The sequence below is a fragment of the Cryobacterium sp. TMT2-42-4 genome (assembly GCF_004402645.1).
GTDB lineage: Bacteria > Actinomycetota > Actinomycetes > Actinomycetales > Microbacteriaceae > Cryobacterium > Cryobacterium sandaracinum.
Map to the genome: position 1 here is coordinate 11,689 of NZ_SOFT01000006.1, position 16,028 is coordinate 27,716.

Sequence of the window (16,028 nt, forward strand, 5' to 3'; positions counted from 1 at the left end):
GAGATCAGACCGGGTCGGGAAGCGGGTCGGCGTCGGCGGCGGCGGCGGCGTCGGCGTCGGCGTCGGCGGTGTTGTCGGTGTCGGTTACGGCGGTGTCGGCTGCGACGGATGCCGGTGCCCCGGCGCCCGGGAAAAGCCGCGGTCGCAGCCACAGCGCCACATAGACAAGAGCGACGAGCGCCGGCACCTCGATCAGGGGGCCCACGATGCCTGCCAGGGCCTGGCCGCTGGTGGCGCCGAAGGTGCCGATGGCCACCGCGATCGCCAGCTCGAAGTTGTTGCCGGCTGCGGTGAACGCCAGGGTCGTGGTGCGCTCGTAGGAGAGCCCGGTGAGCTTGCCGGTGGCGAATCCGGCGGCGAACATCACTGCGAAGTAGACCAGCAGCGGCAGGGCGATCAGGGCCACGTCGAACGGGCGGTCGATCACCTGGCGGCCCTGCAGGGCGAAGAGCAGCACGATCGTGAACAGCAGCCCGTAGAGGGCGAACGGGCTGATTTTCGGCAGGAAGCGGCTCTCGTACCAGTCGCGGCCGCGGGTGGCCTCGCCGACCCGGCGGGACAGGTAGCCGGCCAGCAGGGGAATGCCGAGGAAGACGAGCACGCTGACGGTGATCGCCCAGATCGAGAACTCCGCGCTCGTGGTGGACAGGCCGAGCCAGGCGGGGAGCACCTGGAGGTAGAACCAGCCCAGCGCGGCGAACGCGATGACCTGGAAGACGGAGTTGAGGGCCACCAGGAAGGCGGCGGCCTCGCGGTCGCCGCAGGCCAGATCGTTCCAGATCAGCACCATGGCGATGCAGCGGGCAAGGCCCACGATGATCAGGCCGGTGCGGTACTCGGGCAGGTCCGGCAGGAAGATCCAGGCAAGGGCGAACATCAGGGCGGGCCCCAGCAGCCAGTTCAGCACCAGCGAAGAGACCAGGAGGCGGCGGTCGCGGGCGACTGCGCGGGCATCCGTGTAGCGAACCTTGGCCAGCACCGGGTACATCATCACGAGCAGCCCGATCGCGATGGGCACGCTGACCGAGCCGATCGTGAATGCAGCGAGCAGGTCGCCGACGCCGGGTGCGACGACCGCCAGTAGCAGGCCCAGGGCCATTGCCGCGAGGATCCAGACCGGCAGGAGACGATCGACGGCCCCGAGCCGCGCCGGGGCGATGGTGTTGTGCGCGCCAGCCGGCTGCACGGTGGGCGGGGCGGTGGGCCGGGCGGTGGTCGATTCGGGGAAGGGCATGTGGCTCCGTGAGCAGGTAAGACGAAAATCGGCGGGTGGGTCATAAAATCAGGGATGTCGATAGGGAGTCTTCCCCAATGCATCGATGGATGTCAATTTATGGGAGATACTGTTCAGATGTCGTTCACCGAGACCCGTGCCGTGCCTGAGGCGTCGACCGCTGCGGTCGCCGGGGATTTCGTGACGAATGCCGCGGGTGTTTCGGATGTCGCAGATGGCGCGACGGATGCCGCCGCCGCGGCCGCTGCTGCCTGCTGCGCGCCTGCCGCGCGCGAGGCGATCGGCGCCGATGAGGCGGAGCGGCTCGCCCGGCTGCTGAAGGCCGTGGCCGACCCGGCCCGGTTGCGTCTGGTCTCGCTGGTGGCCGCGCACGACGATATGGAGGCCTGCGTCTGCGACCTGACCGAACCCCTCGGGCTCAGTCAGCCCACCGTGTCACACCACCTCAAAGTGCTGGTGGACGCCGGTATCCTGACCCGCGACAAGCGTGGCACCTGGGCGTACTACCGGCTCGTGCCGGGAGCGCTTGGGACGCTGGCGGATCGGGTGCTCGGGCTCTGAATTCGCGGCTCCGAGTTTGCTGTGCTGAGTTTGCGGTGCTGCACGTGCGGGCTAGGCTGTAAGGCTGAGCTTTTGGGCGATCGCGCGTGGCGTCGATCCTGGGCAGCCGGCCGGAACATCCGTCACCGATCTGCGCAATCCCATTGCTTTTTCAGGATATCGAGATATCCTCACACCTTGTGCGCGAAGCCCCACGTCGTGCGGCGCACCTGGACACTTCCTCTGAGGGAGCGTCGTTCCCCGTGGGATTTGATCTGCGCCGTGAGCGCATTCTCCGTCTGAGTGAGGTTCCGGCTCCCCCTCACCCGAACCGCGTAACCGCGCCGACGAGAGCTTTCACCATGCCCAATTTTCCTCTGTTCCCTGACTGCCGCGTTTCGGCGGAAGGTGCCTATGCAGACGCCTAGGCTCACCAGGTTGCCCAGAACCACCAGATTCACCCTGATCCCGCGTCAGGCCGCCGCCGGCGGCTTCGCGATGCTTTTCGCCGGACTGCTCACGGTGATCCTCGGCATTCCCGCGCAGGCCTCGGAACTCGACGTCTACAGCTGGCGGCCGCCGGCCGCCGTGGAAGCATCGGTGCGGGCCTCCGCGGTTGCCTCAGCGGACGCCTCAGCGAATGCCGCCGCGCCCGATCCCACCGCGCGTGCTGCCGCCGCCTCTGATGCCTCCGCCGCCGAAGCGACGCTTCAGAGCCTGATGCCGAGTGCGGCGGCCACCGCCACCGTGCAGCGCGACGGTTTCACGGTCACCGACGCGCCGAAGCCCGAGCCCGTGCCTGCCGCCCCTGCTGCGGTTCCGACCGCCGCCGATGCGGCCGCTCCGGCCGCCGCTAATGCGGCCGTGCAGTGGCCCTTCCCGGGCTCGGTTCGCCTCTCCGGTCCCTATGGTCCGCGCGATGCCCCCTGCGGGGGCTGCTCGACGTTCCACAAGGGGCTCGATATGCTTCCCGGCGAGGGTGCACCTGCTCTGGCGGTTGCGGACGGCGTCGTGCGTGAGGTCTCCGCCACGGACAACGGCGGCTTCGGCGTCTACGCGATCGTTGACCACACCATCGACGGACAGCTCGTAAGCAGTGTCTATGCGCACTTCCAGGCCGGCTCGCTGCAGGTCTCCGCGGGAGAGTCCGTGGGCGTGGGCACGCACCTGGGCAACGTGGGCAGCACCGGCCAGAGCACCGGCCCGCACCTGCATTTCGAGATCCTGATCGACGGGATCACCCCGACGGATCCGTACGCCTGGCTGTCGCAGCGCGCCGGCCCGATGTAGTCGCGAGGGTCGCGCAAGTTCCTCAGGGTGCGCGGTCTGCGCGGTCTGCGCGGTCTGCGCGGGGGTCGCTGCGTGCCGGCGGGAGCCTGTGCGCGGGTGGGCGCCGGTGGAAGGCCCGGCTCAGGCCGGCAAGTGCCCGGCTCAGGCCGCCTCTCCGGTTCAGTTTTGCGGATGCCGCGCTCGGCGTCGCGCCCCTCGCGACATTGTGCTGCGTGGCCCGCGGCATCAACCCTGAACGAATTCGACGGAGATTTTGCCGATTCACCCCCGAAATCGTCGAAACCGGCCTTCGGGCAGCAAAATCTCCGTCGAATTGGTTCCCACCCGGGATCCTGGATGCCGAAGTGGGCGGCGGCGGCGGCGGCGGTTGCGGTGGTGGTGGGGGCTGCCGTGGGTTGTGGGCTCGTGCGGCAGCGGCTCAGGCCGGCGTTGCCGGGAGGTCGAAGTAAAGATGGGCGTGAGCGCGGCATCCGTCATTGAAGGCGGCGCCGCATGCAGGGCACGCGGTGGTTGCCCGGTAGTCGGCGATCGAGAGTGTGCCGCGGCAGACTCCGCAGAGGATGGCCTGCTCGGCCCAGAGAGCGGCCGGCCAGAGCCGGGCGGCATGGGTTTCACCGGCGGCGTGGCACTGGTAGCACGGGTAGAAGCGCCCGCAGCAGAAAAACCTGATCGCCACGATGTCGAGGTCGGAACGGTAGTGCACGCAGCGGGTCTGAGCGTCGACGGTCTGTCCGTGGATCTGCATGGTGGTCCTTCGTGCGAGAGGCGATCGCGACCGCACGTGGGGGTGGGGCGGTGTCGGGGGTGAGGACGCGGCGTCGGGAATGGGGTTCGGGGCGCCTCGCGGTGCCCCGAACCCCAGCCGCTACTCGGCGGTGGCCTGCGCTGTGACGAAGGCCTCGAAGGCGGCCGGGTCGTCGAGGGCGCCGGGGTAGGAGACGCCGTTGACGAGCACGGTGGGCGTGCCCTTGACCTGCTCGATGTCGGCGTTGGGGAGCGGGCCGTCGAGGGCGCGCTGAGTGGCGGTGCCGACCCAGTCGGCGAAGGTGTTCTCCGTGATGCAGGTGGCGACCTTCTCGTCGGTGACGCCCGCACTCGTGGCCAGGCTGACCAGGTCTTCGTTGGTCAGGCCCTCGGTGTTCTCCGCCGGCTGGTTTGCGAACAGGGCCGCGTTCAGGGCGAGCACGTTCTCTGGCTCATAGTTGGCGACGCACGCGACGGTGGCGGCGGCCCGGGTCGGGTACTTGCTACCGGCCGAAACCGGATCGAGGATCGAGATCGGGTGCAGCTCGAGCGTGGCGGTGCCCGCGGCGACCCAGCCGGCGATCTGCTCGCCGTTCGTGGTTTCGAACTGGCCGCAGAAGGGGCAGAGGTAGTCCGCGTAGACCACGATGTTGGCGGTGTCGCCGAGGGCTGTCGGGTCGGTGGCGATGGGGTCCTCGTCGGCGGCAACGGAGACGGTCTCGACCGGGACGATGTTGGTGCCGTCGCCGCCGAGCAGCACGCCGTCGCTGGCCATGTTGAGCGGGCCCGGCGCCGCAGGTCCCTGGCTGCCGACCACGACGAGGGCCACGACCACAGCAGCCGCGATCAGGCCGGCGCCGATGCCGCCGCGCAGAAGCCAGCGGTTGCGCTTCTCCTTTTTCTGCTGCTCCTCGCGGAGCTGGCGGGCGCTTTCACGCGCCATCTCGCGGCGATCCTTCTTGGGGGGGACAGGCTTGCCGTAGACATTACTCATGAACTAATGCACCGTTTCGTTGCGACTGGCAGGTAGTTCCAAGGTTAGAGGGTCCGTCTCCGGAGGAGGTGCAGCGGGGCTGTGAGGGGGCTGTGAGCGCGGAGCCCCAGCTTCGGGCGCCGTGGGCGGAGCCGGCTCAGGCCTGGGCGCGGTGGACTTCGTACTGGGCCCGGATGAGCGGGCGGCAGTCCGGTTCCGGCGCGGCGGCGAGGGATATCGGCCAAACCGGGCGGCTGCCGGTCAGCGCCCACGCGGCCTGGACGGCGGCGCCGTCGGCAACGTACTCGCCCGGGGTCGGAACCACGACCGGGCAGTCGAAGACCTGCGCCGCGATGGCCGCGACGACCGGGCTCTGCGCGGCGCCGCCGATCAGCAGCACCCGGTCGGCCACCACCCCCTGCGCCCGTACGGCGTCGAGGCCGTCGGCGAGGCCGCAGAGCATCCCCTCGATGGCTGCGCGTGCGAGGTTGGGCCGGGTGCTCGAGGTGAGGGTGAGTCCGAAGAGGCTGGCCGTCGCGTCCGGCAGGTTGGGCGTGCGTTCGCCTTCGAAGTAGGGCTGGAGGACGAGCCCTTGGGCGCCGGGTTCCGCGCTGAGCGCGAGGCTCCCGAGCTCGTCGTGCTCAACCCCGAGGAGCAGCCGCACCGCGTCGAGCACCCGGGCGGCGTTGAGCGTGGCCACGAGAGGCAGGGACAGTCCGCTGGCGTCGGCGAAGCCGGCGACGGTGCCCGTGGCATCCGCCGTCGGCTGATTGGTGACGGCGAAGACCGTGCCGCTGGTGCCGATGGAGACGATGACGTCCCCGTCGCCCGCGCCGAGTCCCAGTGCGGCGCCGGCGTTGTCGCCCGCGCCGACGCCGATCACGATTCCCGCTGGGAACGAATCCGACAGAGGGGCCGTGGTGCCGGCGGTGTCGCCGGGGCCGAGTACGCGGGGGAGGATGGCGCGGTGCCCGAGGGCGCGTTCGAAGAGGTCGAGGTCGTAGGTGCCCGTGGTGGGTGACCAGTAGCCGGTCCCGCTCGCGTCGGAACGGTCGGTGGTCAGCTCGTCCAGTTCCGGCCCGAGGGGGCTCGCGTCGGCCGGGCCGTAGCCGCGCAGCCGCCAGGTGAGCCAGTCGTGGGGGAGGGCGACCGCGGCGACGCGGGCGGCGTTGAGAGGTTCGGCGTCGCGGAGCCAGCGCAGCTTCGTGGCGGTGAACGAGGCCACCGGCACGAGGCCCGTGCGCCGGGCGTACTCTTCGGCGCCGATCTCGGCGATCAGGTCGGACGCGGCACCGGCGCTGCGGGTGTCGTTCCAGAGCAGTGCCGGGCGGATCACGCGGCCTTCGGCGTCGAGCGCGACCATGCCGTGCTGCTGGGCGGCGACGGAGATCGCGGCGACATCCGCGAGCCCGCCGGCGTCGGCGAGGGCGGCGTGCAGCGCCTCCCACCAGCGCTCGGGGTCGACCTCGATACCGTTCGGATGCGACGCACGACCGCTGCGCACCAGGGCGCCGGTGTCGGCATCCCTGATCACGATCTTGCAGCTCTGGGTCGAGGAATCTATTCCGGCAACCAGTGTCATGGCTTCATTCTCCGCTCGGGGGTCGTGCGTCGTGGGGCGTGGGGCGTGGGCGTGGAGATTGGGCGTGGAGATTGGGCGTGAGGAGGGGGTGCAACGAGGGGGTGCGAGGAGTGGGCAACTCAGGAGAAACGGATGCCGCGGGCCTGGGTACCGCGGGCCCGGCCGCCGCATCCGGAGGATCTCCCGCGTCAGCTACAGGAACGGACTCCTGAGTGAGCCATGGGGCCAGCCGGAGCCCGGCACAGGGCCGGCCACCGTGGCCGGCCCTGTGCATCGGGATCCCGGTTAGCGGGCGCCGAGCAGGTGCTCCAGCGCCAGCTGCTGCAGCCGTACGAAGCCGAAGCCCTTGCCGCCGAAGTAGGCATCCGTGTCGAAGTCCTCGTAGGAGGCGCGGTCGGCGAGCAGGTCGTCGTAGCTTTCGCCGGCTGCCAGGGTGGGCGCGGAGAGCTCCGGCACGCGTGCCGCTTCGAGCATCTGCTGCACCTCGGGGTCGGCGCGGAAGGCCTGGGTGCGCTCCTTGAGCAGCAGGTAGGTGCGCATGTTCGCGGCGGCCGAGTCCCACACGCCGGTGATGTCCTCGGTGCGGCTGGGCTTGTAGTCGAAGTGGCGGGGGCCTTCGTAGGACGGGCCGCCGTTCAGGCCGCCGTTCTCGAGCAGGTCGACGAGCGCGAACGCGTTGTGCAGGTCGCCGTGGCCGAAGACCAGGTCCTGGTCGTACTTGATGCCGCGCTGGCCGTTCAGGTCGATGTGGAACAGCTTGCCCTGGTACAGCGCCTGGGCGATGCCGGCGGCGAAGTTGAGCCCGGCCATCTGCTCGTGGCCGACCTCGGGGTTCACGCCGACCAGCTCGGGCCGGTCGAGAGTAGTGATGAACGCCATCGCGTGACCGACCGTGGGCAGCAGGATGTCGCCACGCGGTTCGTTCGGCTTCGGCTCGATCGCGAAACGGATGTCGTAGCCCTTATCGGTGACGTAGTCGCCGAGCAGGTTGACGGCCTCGCGGTAGCGATTCAGGGCCGCACGGATGTCCTTGGCCGAGTCGTACTCGGCGCCCTCGCGGCCGCCCCACATTACGAACGTCTTCGCGCCGAGCTCGGCGGCGAGGTCGATGTTGCGCAACACCTTGCGCAGCGCGAAGCGGCGCACGCTGCGGTCGTTCGAGGTGAAGCCGCCGTCCTTGAAGACCGGGGCGCTGAACAGGTTGGTGGTGATCATCGGGATGATCAGGCCGGTGTCGGCGCAGACCTGCTTGACCCGGTCGATCTGGGACTGGCGCTCGGCATCCGTGGAGCCGAAGGCGAACAGGTCGTCATCGTGGAAGGTCAGGCCGTATGCGCCGAGACGGGCGAGGTTCTCGACCGCGTCGACGACGTCGAGTGGCGGCCGGGTGGGGCCGCCGAACGGGTCGCTGCCGTTGTAGCCGACGGTCCAGAGCCCGAAGGAGAACTTGTCGTCGCGGGTGGGGGTCAGGCTCACATCACTCAATGTCATTTCACTACTTCCGATTCAGCTGCGTCGATGATTTGTTGATTACCCAAACATATATCAATCGTGACCAGAACGGGACGGTTTGCCGGAAATGATCCGAATTTGCCTCCGGCGGGAACTATTAGCCTGTGTTGCGGCGCTCGATCCGGGCACAAGGGTATGGCGTGGATAGTGAATCCACCTTGATTGCGCAGAAATAGCGGAATCTCGGGACAAAAATTGGCAATTGGCTCTCCAATTGGATATGTTTTGGTCACGAACAAAGTCGTCCGCGACTGAGTGGAGGCTCACCCGCAGAGTGGTCCGAACAGCTTGGCCCTGCACCGGATTTCACACCTGACCGTGTGAGTCCACATCGCATCACGCTTTACAACGAGGTAACCGTCCGTCCCCGTTTCGCGTTACGCAAAATGGTCGGTCGGAGTGCACCTCGTTGCAGCAGGAGTCGGAATCTCCGCCCCTGCGCCTGGCAGCATTCAGAGAGGAAAGCACCAATGTCCCTGACCAAGAGGATCATCGCCGTAGCGGCGACTGGAGCCGTGGCCTTGTCGCTCGCGGCATGTTCCGGCACGGGCGCACCGGCCGGCGACGGCGTGGAGGCCATTGCCGACTGCAACGTCGGCATTTCCATGCCGACCCGCGCCCTTGAGCGCTGGATCAACGATGGTGAGCAGCTCAAGACGCTGCTCGAAAAGGCCGGCTGCACCGCCGACCTGCAGTACGCCGACAACAAGACCGACCAGCAGATCAGCCAGATCCAGAACCAGATTGCCGGCGGGGCCAACATCCTCGTCGTCGCTGCCATCGACGGCCTCCTGCTGGGCCCGGCGCTGGAAGAGGCCAAGACGCAGGACGCCACGGTCATCGCCTACGACCGCCTGATCGTCGGCACCGAGAACGTCGATTACTACGCGACCTTCGACAACTACGAGGTCGGTACCCTGCAGGGGGAGTACATCGTCGACCAGCTCGGCCTGGCCGACGGCGCCGGCCCGTTCAACCTCGAGCCCTTCGCCGGCAGCCCCGACGACAACAACGCGAAATTCTTCTTCTCCGGCGCCTGGGACGTTCTGCTGCCCTACGTCGAGAACGGTCAGCTCGTCGTTCCCAGCGGTCGCTCGCCCGAGTCCAACGCGGACTGGGCCTCGATCGGCATCCAAGGCTGGGCTTCCACCCTCTCCCAGGCCGAGATGGACAACCGCCTGTCGTCCTTCTACTCCGGATCCGAGAAGGTCGACGTTGTGCTCTCGCCCAATGACAGCCTCGCCATCGGCATCCTGGCGTCCCTGAAGTCGGCGGGCTACGCACCCGGTGAGGACTACCCGATCATCAGCGGGCAGGACGCCGACAAGGCCAACATCAAGGCGATTCTCAAAGACGAGCAGTCCATGAGCGTGTGGAAGGACACCCGCACGCTCGGCGAGCAGGTCTACAACATGGTTCTGCAGATCGCCGCGGACGAAGAAGTGACCGTCAACGACACCGAGACCTACGACAACGGCAAGAAGATCGTGCCGTCGTTCCTGCTCGACCCCGAGGTCGTCGTCAAGGAGGACATCCAGGTCAAGCTGATCGACTCCGGCTTCATCAAGGCATCCGACGTGGGACTGTAACCGGTCCCACACCCCGGTCGGCCCCGCGCGAGCGGGGCCGACCACCTCGGCCCTCACCGGGGCCGGCAGATCTACACACGCGCTATCGATCAGGAGGCTGCCCTTGGAGCACACGACCATCCTCAGGATGCACAACATTGTGAAGGATTTCAGCGGAGTGAAGGCACTCGACGGGGTGTCCATCGACGTCGTTCGCGGGGAGGTGCACGCGATCTGCGGCGAGAACGGCGCCGGCAAGTCCACGCTCATGAAGGTGCTCAGCGGTGTGTATCCCGCCGGCAGTTTCGAGGGCACCATCGAGTTCGAGAACAAGCCGGTCTCCTACAAGACGATCAATGACAGCGAAGCCGACGGCATCGTCATCATCCACCAGGAACTGGCCCTCAGCCCCTACCTGTCGATCGCCGAGAACATCTTCCTCGGAAACGAGAATTCCAACCGCGGCATCATCGACTGGAACAAGACCAACCGCGAAGCGTCCCTGCTGCTCAGCCGGGTCGGCCTCGCTGAAAGCCCGGCCACCCGGGTGCTCGAACTCGGCGTCGGCAAGCAGCAGCTCGTGGAGATCGCCAAGGCGCTCTCCAAACAGGTGAAACTGCTCATCCTCGATGAGCCGACCGCCGCCCTCAACGATGAGGACTCGGCGCACCTGCTCGGCCTGATCGAACACCTGCGCGGGCAGGGCATCACCTGCATCATCATCAGCCACAAGCTCAAAGAGATCAAACGGATCGCCGACAAGGTCACCGTCATCCGGGACGGCAAGACCATCGAAACCATCTCGATGGACGGACCGGACGCCACCGAGGCGCGCATCATCCGTTCGATGGTCGGCCGGGAACTCAACAACCTGTTTCCGCCGCGTGAACCCAAGATCGGCGCCGAACTGCTGCGCGTCGAAGACTGGACCGTGTACCACCCGGTCGACACCGCGCGCAAGGTCGTCGACGGGGCGTCCTTCAGCGTGCGCGCCGGCGAGATCGTCGGGTTCGCCGGGCTGATGGGCGCCGGCCGAACCGAACTGGCCATGAGCATCTTCGGCCGCTCGTACGGTACCAAGATCACCGGCAGCGTCTTCAAGAACGGCGACGAGATTCAGATGCGCACCGTCGACGAGGCAATCCGCCACGGCTTCGCCTACGCCACCGAAGACCGGAAGCTCTACGGCCTCAACCTCATCGGTGACATCACGGTGAACGTTTCGGCGGCGGCCCTCGGCAAACTCGCCAAGTGGGGTGTCATCGACCGGCACCGCGAATACAAGGTCGCCAACTCCTATCGCGAGAAGATGAACATCAAGGCGCCGAGCGTCACATCGATCACCGGCAAGCTCTCCGGCGGCAACCAGCAGAAGGTCGTGCTCTCGAAGTGGATCTTCGCCGGCCCCGACATTCTCATTCTCGACGAACCGACCCGCGGCATCGACGTGGGCGCCAAGTATGAGATCTACGGAATCATCAACGAGCTCGCCGCCCAGGGCAAAGCCGTTGTGGTGATCTCCTCGGAGCTGCCCGAACTCATCGGGCTCTCCGACCGGATCTACGTCATCTCCGAGGGCAAGCTCACCGGTGAAGTCACCGCGGCGGAAGCCTCCCAGGAAACACTCATGCACTACATGACCGCGGGAAAGGACTGACCCCGATGAGCACCACCACCCCTATGAAGCGCACAAAACCCAAGTTTGCGGTCAGCCTCAGACAGTATGGAATCCTCGCCGCACTCGTGATCATCATCATGCTGTTTCAGATTCTCACCGACGGTCGCCTGCTTCTGCCCGGCAACGTCAACAACCTGATCCAGCAGAACGCCTATGTTCTGATCCTCGCCATCGGCATGGTGATCGTCATCATCGCGGGCCACATCGACCTCTCGGCCGGGTCCGTGGTGGCCATGGTCGGTGCCGTCGCCGCGATCAGTATGAATTCCTGGGGCTTCTCCTGGTGGGCCGCCGTCATTCTCGCCCTGGTGGTCGGCGCCGTCGTCGGCGCGTGGCAGGGCTACTGGGTGGCCTTCGTCGGCATCCCGGCGTTCATCGTCACCCTGGCCGGCATGCTGATCTTCCGCGGGCTCACCCTGGTGCTGCTCACCGGCGGCACCATTGGCGGCCTGCCGTCCGAGTTCACCGCCATCGGTGCGGGCTGGCTGCCCGCCTGGCTTGGCGAGGTCGGCGGCCGGGACGTGCTCACCATCGCCCTCGGTGTGCTCACCGCGCTCGCCCTGATCGTGCAGCAGCTGCGTACCCGCGCCACCCTGCGCAAGCTCGACCTGCCCCGCGAGCCGATCGCCACCCTGTGGATCAAGAGCGGCATCGCCGGCGTGGCCATCATCGCCTTCGCCTGGTTGCTCTCCGGCTACAGCGGCACACCGCTCATCCTGATCGTGCTAGCCGCCCTCATTCTCGGCTACACCTTTCTGCTCAACCAGACCGTGTTCGGCCGCCACGTGTACGCGATGGGTGGCAACCTGTTCGCCGCCAAGATGAGCGGCGTCAAGACCCGCTGGGTCAACTTCTTCATCTTCGTCAACATGGGAGTGCTCGCCGGCCTGGCCGGCGTGGTCTCCACGGCTCGGGCCGGGGGCGCCGTCGCCTCGGCCGGCCAGAACTACGAGCTCGATGCCATCGCGGCCGTCTTCATCGGTGGCGCGGCCGTGACGGGTGGCGTCGGCACGGTCATCGGCGCCGTCATCGGCGCGTTGGTGATGGGCGTGCTCAACATGGGCCTGTCCATCCTCACGGTCGACGCGGCCTGGCAGATGACCATCAAGGGCGTCGTGCTCCTGCTCGCGGTCGCGTTCGACATCTTCAACAAGAGCCGCGGCGGCCGCTAGCTTCGCCCCGCGCTTGCAGGGCCCTGTCAGGTGTCTTCCAACCGTAGAGGTGGTGTGTCGTGACCCGGCTGACCACGACCACCCTCTCCGCACGGGGTGGTTCGAGCAACGACCAGTTGCGCCGGTTCAATCTGTCGATGATTCTCACGATGATTCATCATTCGAGCGGATGCTCTCGGGCTGAACTGACCAGACGCACCGGCCTGAATCGGTCCACCATTTCGGCGCTCGTGGCCGAACTGGTCGAGCTCGGAATGGCGTTCGAGGGCGAGCCCGAAGATGTGCCCGGCCGGGTGGGGCGCCCGAGCCTGCAGGTGTTTCCGAGCCCGAAGATCGCCGCGATCGCCGTGAGCCCCGATGTCGATGCGATCACGGTGGGGCTGGTGGGGCTCGGCGGCGAGGTGATTCGCCGCATCCGCTTCGACACGGCCCGTATTCCCACCGTGTCCGAAACCGTGAACGCGGTCAAGGCCATCGTCGACGGTATGCGCGGCGAGATCGAGCAGAACTATCGCATCGCCGGGGTCGGCGTGGCCGTTCCCGGCCTGGTCGACACGGTCGACGGCCGCGTGCTGATCGCGCCGCACCTCGGCTGGCGGGACTGCGCCCTCACCAGCACCCTCGCCAGGGTGCTGCACTTCCCGGTGTACGCCGGCAACGACGCAAGCCTGGCCGCCATCGCCGAGAGTCTGTTCGGAGCGGCCCGTGGCGCGAAGGACCTCGTCTACCTCAACGGCAGTGCGAGCGGCATCGGGGGCGGCCTCATCATCGGCGGCAGCCCGTTGCGCGGTACGAGTGGCTACGCGGGTGAGCTTGGACACACACTGGTCAACTCGAACGGGGTGCGATGCCACTGCGGCCGCATCGGATGCCTGGAGACCGAGGTGAGCATGTCGCGCCTGCTCCGGGTGCTGGGCCTGCCGCGCGCGGATCTGGACGACCTCGACGTCGCCCTCGGCGTCTCGCGCGACCCTCAGGTGCTCCGGGAGGTAATGAGGCAGATCGACTTTCTCTCGGTGGCGATCTCAGACTTCGTGAACATGTTCGACCCGAAGATGGTGGTGCTCGGCGGCTTTCTCGGTTCGCTGCTGTCGGTGGGCCGAGAGCGCCTGGCCGAGGCGGTGAGCGTGAGCTCAATCGGAAGCCTCGGGCACGCCGTGCTACTCGAACGGGCGCAGCTGCGCTCCCGGCTGATGATTGTCGGGGCGGCCGAGCTGGCCTTCGCCGGGCTGCTCGACGACCCTGCCGGGTTTGTGCGCGGACGCATCGGTGTCTGACGCGTGACCGGACTTCGCGTCTGCCGGGTCAGGTGATCGATGGGAGGGTGACGCGAGTGTGCCGATCCTCAGGACTCAGCGTGAATCGGGTTGACTGTTCACTCGCGGCGAACCTGGCGCTGGTGCCGAGCTGGTATTCGCCGGCGAATCCTTCGACCGAGACCCTGCCCCGCGCGTCGGTGAGCGCGGTCGTCGGTGCAAGCCACCATTCGCCCTTCACGAGCCCGCGCAACGCGTCGTAGGACGGCTTCGGAGTGCCGTCGGCGCGCACCAGCCCGATCGGTGCGCCGAGCCAGGCGCCTGCGTCGGTGATGCCCCAGTAGGTGACGGCCTCGACCGAGGGATGCGCCATGAGTGAGCGGTAGTGTCGCTCGAGGTCGTCCGCCTGGCGGGCCTCTCCTTCCGGAGTCGACGGCCACTCCGAGACGCGGTAGTCGTTCAGGTCCACGATGTCGGCCGGCATGAGGTCGCCGGAAACGAGAGATGACTCGGTCAGGTGCAACGGCAGGCCGTATCGGGCGAACCGGTCGACCATCCCGAGCATGGCGTCCTCACCCCAGTACCCCTGGTGCATGTGGGTTTGCAGCCCGAGGGCATCGATCTCGACGCCGGACTCGAGGACCCCTTCGATGAGGCACTCGAAGGCGCTCGAGAGATCGAAGTCATTGAGCAGCAGCGTGGCGCGAGGATTCACCGCGCGGGCCTCTTCGAACGCCAGGCGGATCATCGGGATGCGCCCCCTGGCGCGAGCCAGCGGGGTGATGCCGTTGTCCCCGTTTTCGAATACCGGCATGATGACGGCTTCGTTGATGGCGTCCCAGGTGTCGACGAGCCCCTCAAAGTCGGCGACGTCGCGGCGGATGCGTTCGCGCTGCAGCCGTTCGACCTCGTCGACGGGCAGGCCGAGCAGCCAATCGGGCTGCACGGTGTGCCAGACGAGCGGATGACCCTTGAGCTTCACGCCGCGGCCGCGGAACCACCTTGCGGCCTGTTGCAGCCGGGCCGTGTCCGGTGCGCCGCGGGTGGGCTCGAAGCGGCCCCAATAGAACGGCAGCGTTGCCGTGTTGAAGACGTCAGCGTAGAGCGTGGCGAGGCTCTCGGTGCCGATCTCGTCAGGCTCGCCGTTCGCGAGGCCGAGGAAATCGAAGCCGATGTTGCCGAAGCCGAAGGCGTGGTCCAGCTGGGCGACGACGATCTCCGTGTTTGGCAGGACCTCACCGGACGCATCCGTCACGGTCACGACGGTGGTACAGAGCCGATGGGCGGGTGCCGAGGCGGAGGAGAGGGCCGCGGAGGGCATCATTGCAGAGTCACTTTCCAGACTGGAGTGTTGATCCAGCCGACGAATCGGGGTGCTGGGCGAATGGGAAGTCAGGATTCGACCGGCACGGGGCCGGTGCTCGCCCGGACCACGAGCTTGGCAGGGAGTTGGACATGGTGAGGGACGTCTTCCCCGTCGAGCAGCTTCACCAGCATCTGCAGGGCCTGTGCCCCCAGGTCGTGCAGTGGCTGGGCCATGGTCGTCAACGGCGGTGTCGAGCTCGCGGCCTCGGGGATGTCGTCGAATCCGATGACGGAAACGTCTTCCGGCACCCGCAGTCCGAGTTCGCGGGCGACTTTCAGGACGCCGAGCGCGGACATGTCGTTTGCGGCGAACACCGCGGTCGGTCGATCCGGCCGCGTCAGCAGTTCACGAGCCGCGTCGGCCGTCAGGGCGGCCTGGTATCCACCGTCGCGAACGAGGGTCGGGTCGAATGGGATGCCGGCGTTCTCGAGCGATTCACGGTAACCGGCCTCACGCAACTGGGCCGAAGCCAGGTCGCTGCGCCCTCGGATATGTGCGATGCGGCGGTGTCCCAGTTCGATGAGGTGCCGGGTCGCCACCCGGGCGCCGCCGATGTTGTCCGAGTCGATTGTCGCGGGTCCGCCCGGCCCCGTGTGCGGGTCGATCGCGACGACGGGGATCGAAGTCGTCGGCATGAGCAACGTGGGCGTGACGATGATGGCGCCGTCGATGAGCGTGCCGGCCAGGCGCGAGAGGGATCGGCGTTCCCAGCCCGCGCTGATGCCGCCCGGCGCGAGGGCCGAATACGCGAGCAACTCATAACCGGTCCCGGTGGCAGCGGTGGATATGCCTTTGAGCAGCTCGACCGAGAACGACTCGAATTCAGAGACGAGGATGCCGATCACATTGCTGCGCTGTCGACGCAGACTCGAAGCCACAAGCGAGGGCTCATAGCCGAGTGCGGCGACGACTTCCGTCACTCGCTTGAAGGTCGCCGGAGCGACGCCGTAACGCAGATTGACGACCTTCGACACCGTCGGCACCGAAACGCCGGCTTGGCGCGCGACGTCGGCGATCGTCACTCGCCCAAGCGGGGGGGATGGGTTGACATCAAGGGTCACACTACTCACAGTACAGCGCCGGGCAACAGATCAAGAGCCGAATCACCCCGTT

Annotated in this window: 13 protein-coding genes; 6 read left to right on the plus strand and 7 right to left on the minus strand. The window is 67.3% G+C overall.

Annotation, left to right across the window (positions count from 1 at the left end; all coding sequences use genetic code 11):
- Window positions 1-4: 4 nt before the first annotated feature.
- Window positions 5-1,234, minus strand: coding sequence for an ACR3 family arsenite efflux transporter (gene arsB / locus E3O18_RS00930; protein WP_134417256.1), 1,230 nt, complete (start codon window positions 1,232-1,234; stop codon window positions 5-7).
- Between the two features lie 180 nt (window positions 1,235-1,414).
- Between arsB and E3O18_RS00935 the strand changes: the two genes are divergently transcribed.
- Together E3O18_RS00935 and E3O18_RS16260 are read left to right on the plus strand one after the other, a co-directional pair.
- Window positions 1,415-1,795: a metalloregulator ArsR/SmtB family transcription factor gene (locus E3O18_RS00935; RefSeq protein WP_241976467.1), complete on the plus strand. Its 381-nt coding sequence runs from the start codon at window positions 1,415-1,417 to the stop codon at window positions 1,793-1,795.
- A 417-nt stretch (window positions 1,796-2,212) separates the two neighbouring features.
- Complete coding sequence (locus tag E3O18_RS16260) at window positions 2,213-3,064, plus strand: M23 family metallopeptidase (RefSeq protein ID WP_198410548.1); 852 nt, start codon at window positions 2,213-2,215, stop codon at window positions 3,062-3,064.
- A gap of 418 nt (window positions 3,065-3,482) precedes the next feature.
- On the opposite strand, the gene E3O18_RS00950 is transcribed toward E3O18_RS16260, so the two are convergent.
- The 4 genes from E3O18_RS00950 to xylA form a co-directional block, all read right to left on the minus strand.
- On the minus strand, window positions 3,483-3,809 hold the full coding sequence (locus E3O18_RS00950) for a CHY zinc finger protein (RefSeq protein WP_134394902.1): 327 nt from the start codon (window positions 3,807-3,809) through the stop codon (window positions 3,483-3,485).
- Between the two features lie 120 nt (window positions 3,810-3,929).
- Window positions 3,930-4,751: a thioredoxin domain-containing protein gene (locus tag E3O18_RS00955; protein WP_166784864.1), complete on the minus strand. Its 822-nt coding sequence runs from the start codon at window positions 4,749-4,751 to the stop codon at window positions 3,930-3,932.
- A gap of 187 nt (window positions 4,752-4,938) precedes the next feature.
- Window positions 4,939-6,363, minus strand: a complete 1,425-nt coding sequence (gene xylB, locus E3O18_RS00960; protein ID WP_134417260.1) for a xylulokinase — start codon at window positions 6,361-6,363, stop codon at window positions 4,939-4,941.
- Window positions 6,364-6,648: 285 nt separating this feature from the next.
- Window positions 6,649-7,854: a xylose isomerase gene (gene xylA / locus E3O18_RS00965; RefSeq protein WP_104169416.1), complete on the minus strand. Its 1,206-nt coding sequence runs from the start codon at window positions 7,852-7,854 to the stop codon at window positions 6,649-6,651.
- A 491-nt stretch (window positions 7,855-8,345) separates the two neighbouring features.
- On the opposite strand from xylA, the gene E3O18_RS00970 reads away from it, so the two are divergent.
- The 4 genes from E3O18_RS00970 to E3O18_RS00985 all read left to right on the plus strand — a co-directional run bounded on the left by E3O18_RS00970 (window position 8,346) and on the right by E3O18_RS00985 (window position 13,570).
- Window positions 8,346-9,464 carry a sugar-binding protein gene (locus E3O18_RS00970; protein WP_134394906.1) on the plus strand — a complete coding sequence of 373 codons (1,119 nt, stop codon included), beginning with the start codon at window positions 8,346-8,348 and terminating at the stop codon, window positions 9,462-9,464.
- A gap of 127 nt (window positions 9,465-9,591) precedes the next feature.
- Window positions 9,592-11,100, plus strand: a complete 1,509-nt coding sequence (gene mmsA / locus E3O18_RS00975; protein ID WP_104169414.1) for a multiple monosaccharide ABC transporter ATP-binding protein — start codon at window positions 9,592-9,594, stop codon at window positions 11,098-11,100.
- 5 nt (window positions 11,101-11,105) lie between these two features.
- Window positions 11,106-12,293: a multiple monosaccharide ABC transporter permease gene (gene mmsB / locus E3O18_RS00980; RefSeq protein ID WP_134394907.1), complete on the plus strand. Its 1,188-nt coding sequence runs from the start codon at window positions 11,106-11,108 to the stop codon at window positions 12,291-12,293.
- Window positions 12,294-12,352: 59 nt separating this feature from the next.
- Entirely contained in the window at window positions 12,353-13,570 is a 1,218-nt protein-coding gene (locus tag E3O18_RS00985; protein ID WP_241976465.1) for an ROK family transcriptional regulator, read from the plus strand.
- 28 nt (window positions 13,571-13,598) lie between these two features.
- Here the strand turns inward: E3O18_RS00985 and E3O18_RS00990 are convergent, their stop codons facing one another.
- The gene (locus E3O18_RS00990) at window positions 13,599-14,873 is read right to left on the minus strand and encodes an endo-1,4-beta-xylanase (protein WP_134394908.1); all 1,275 of its coding nucleotides are present in this window, start codon (window positions 14,871-14,873) and stop codon (window positions 13,599-13,601) included.
- A 68-nt stretch (window positions 14,874-14,941) separates the two neighbouring features.
- Window positions 14,942-15,937 (minus strand): LacI family DNA-binding transcriptional regulator, encoded by a 996-nt coding sequence (locus E3O18_RS00995; protein ID WP_134394909.1) that lies wholly within the window; start codon window positions 15,935-15,937, stop codon window positions 14,942-14,944.
- Window positions 15,938-16,028: the final 91 nt, after the last annotated feature.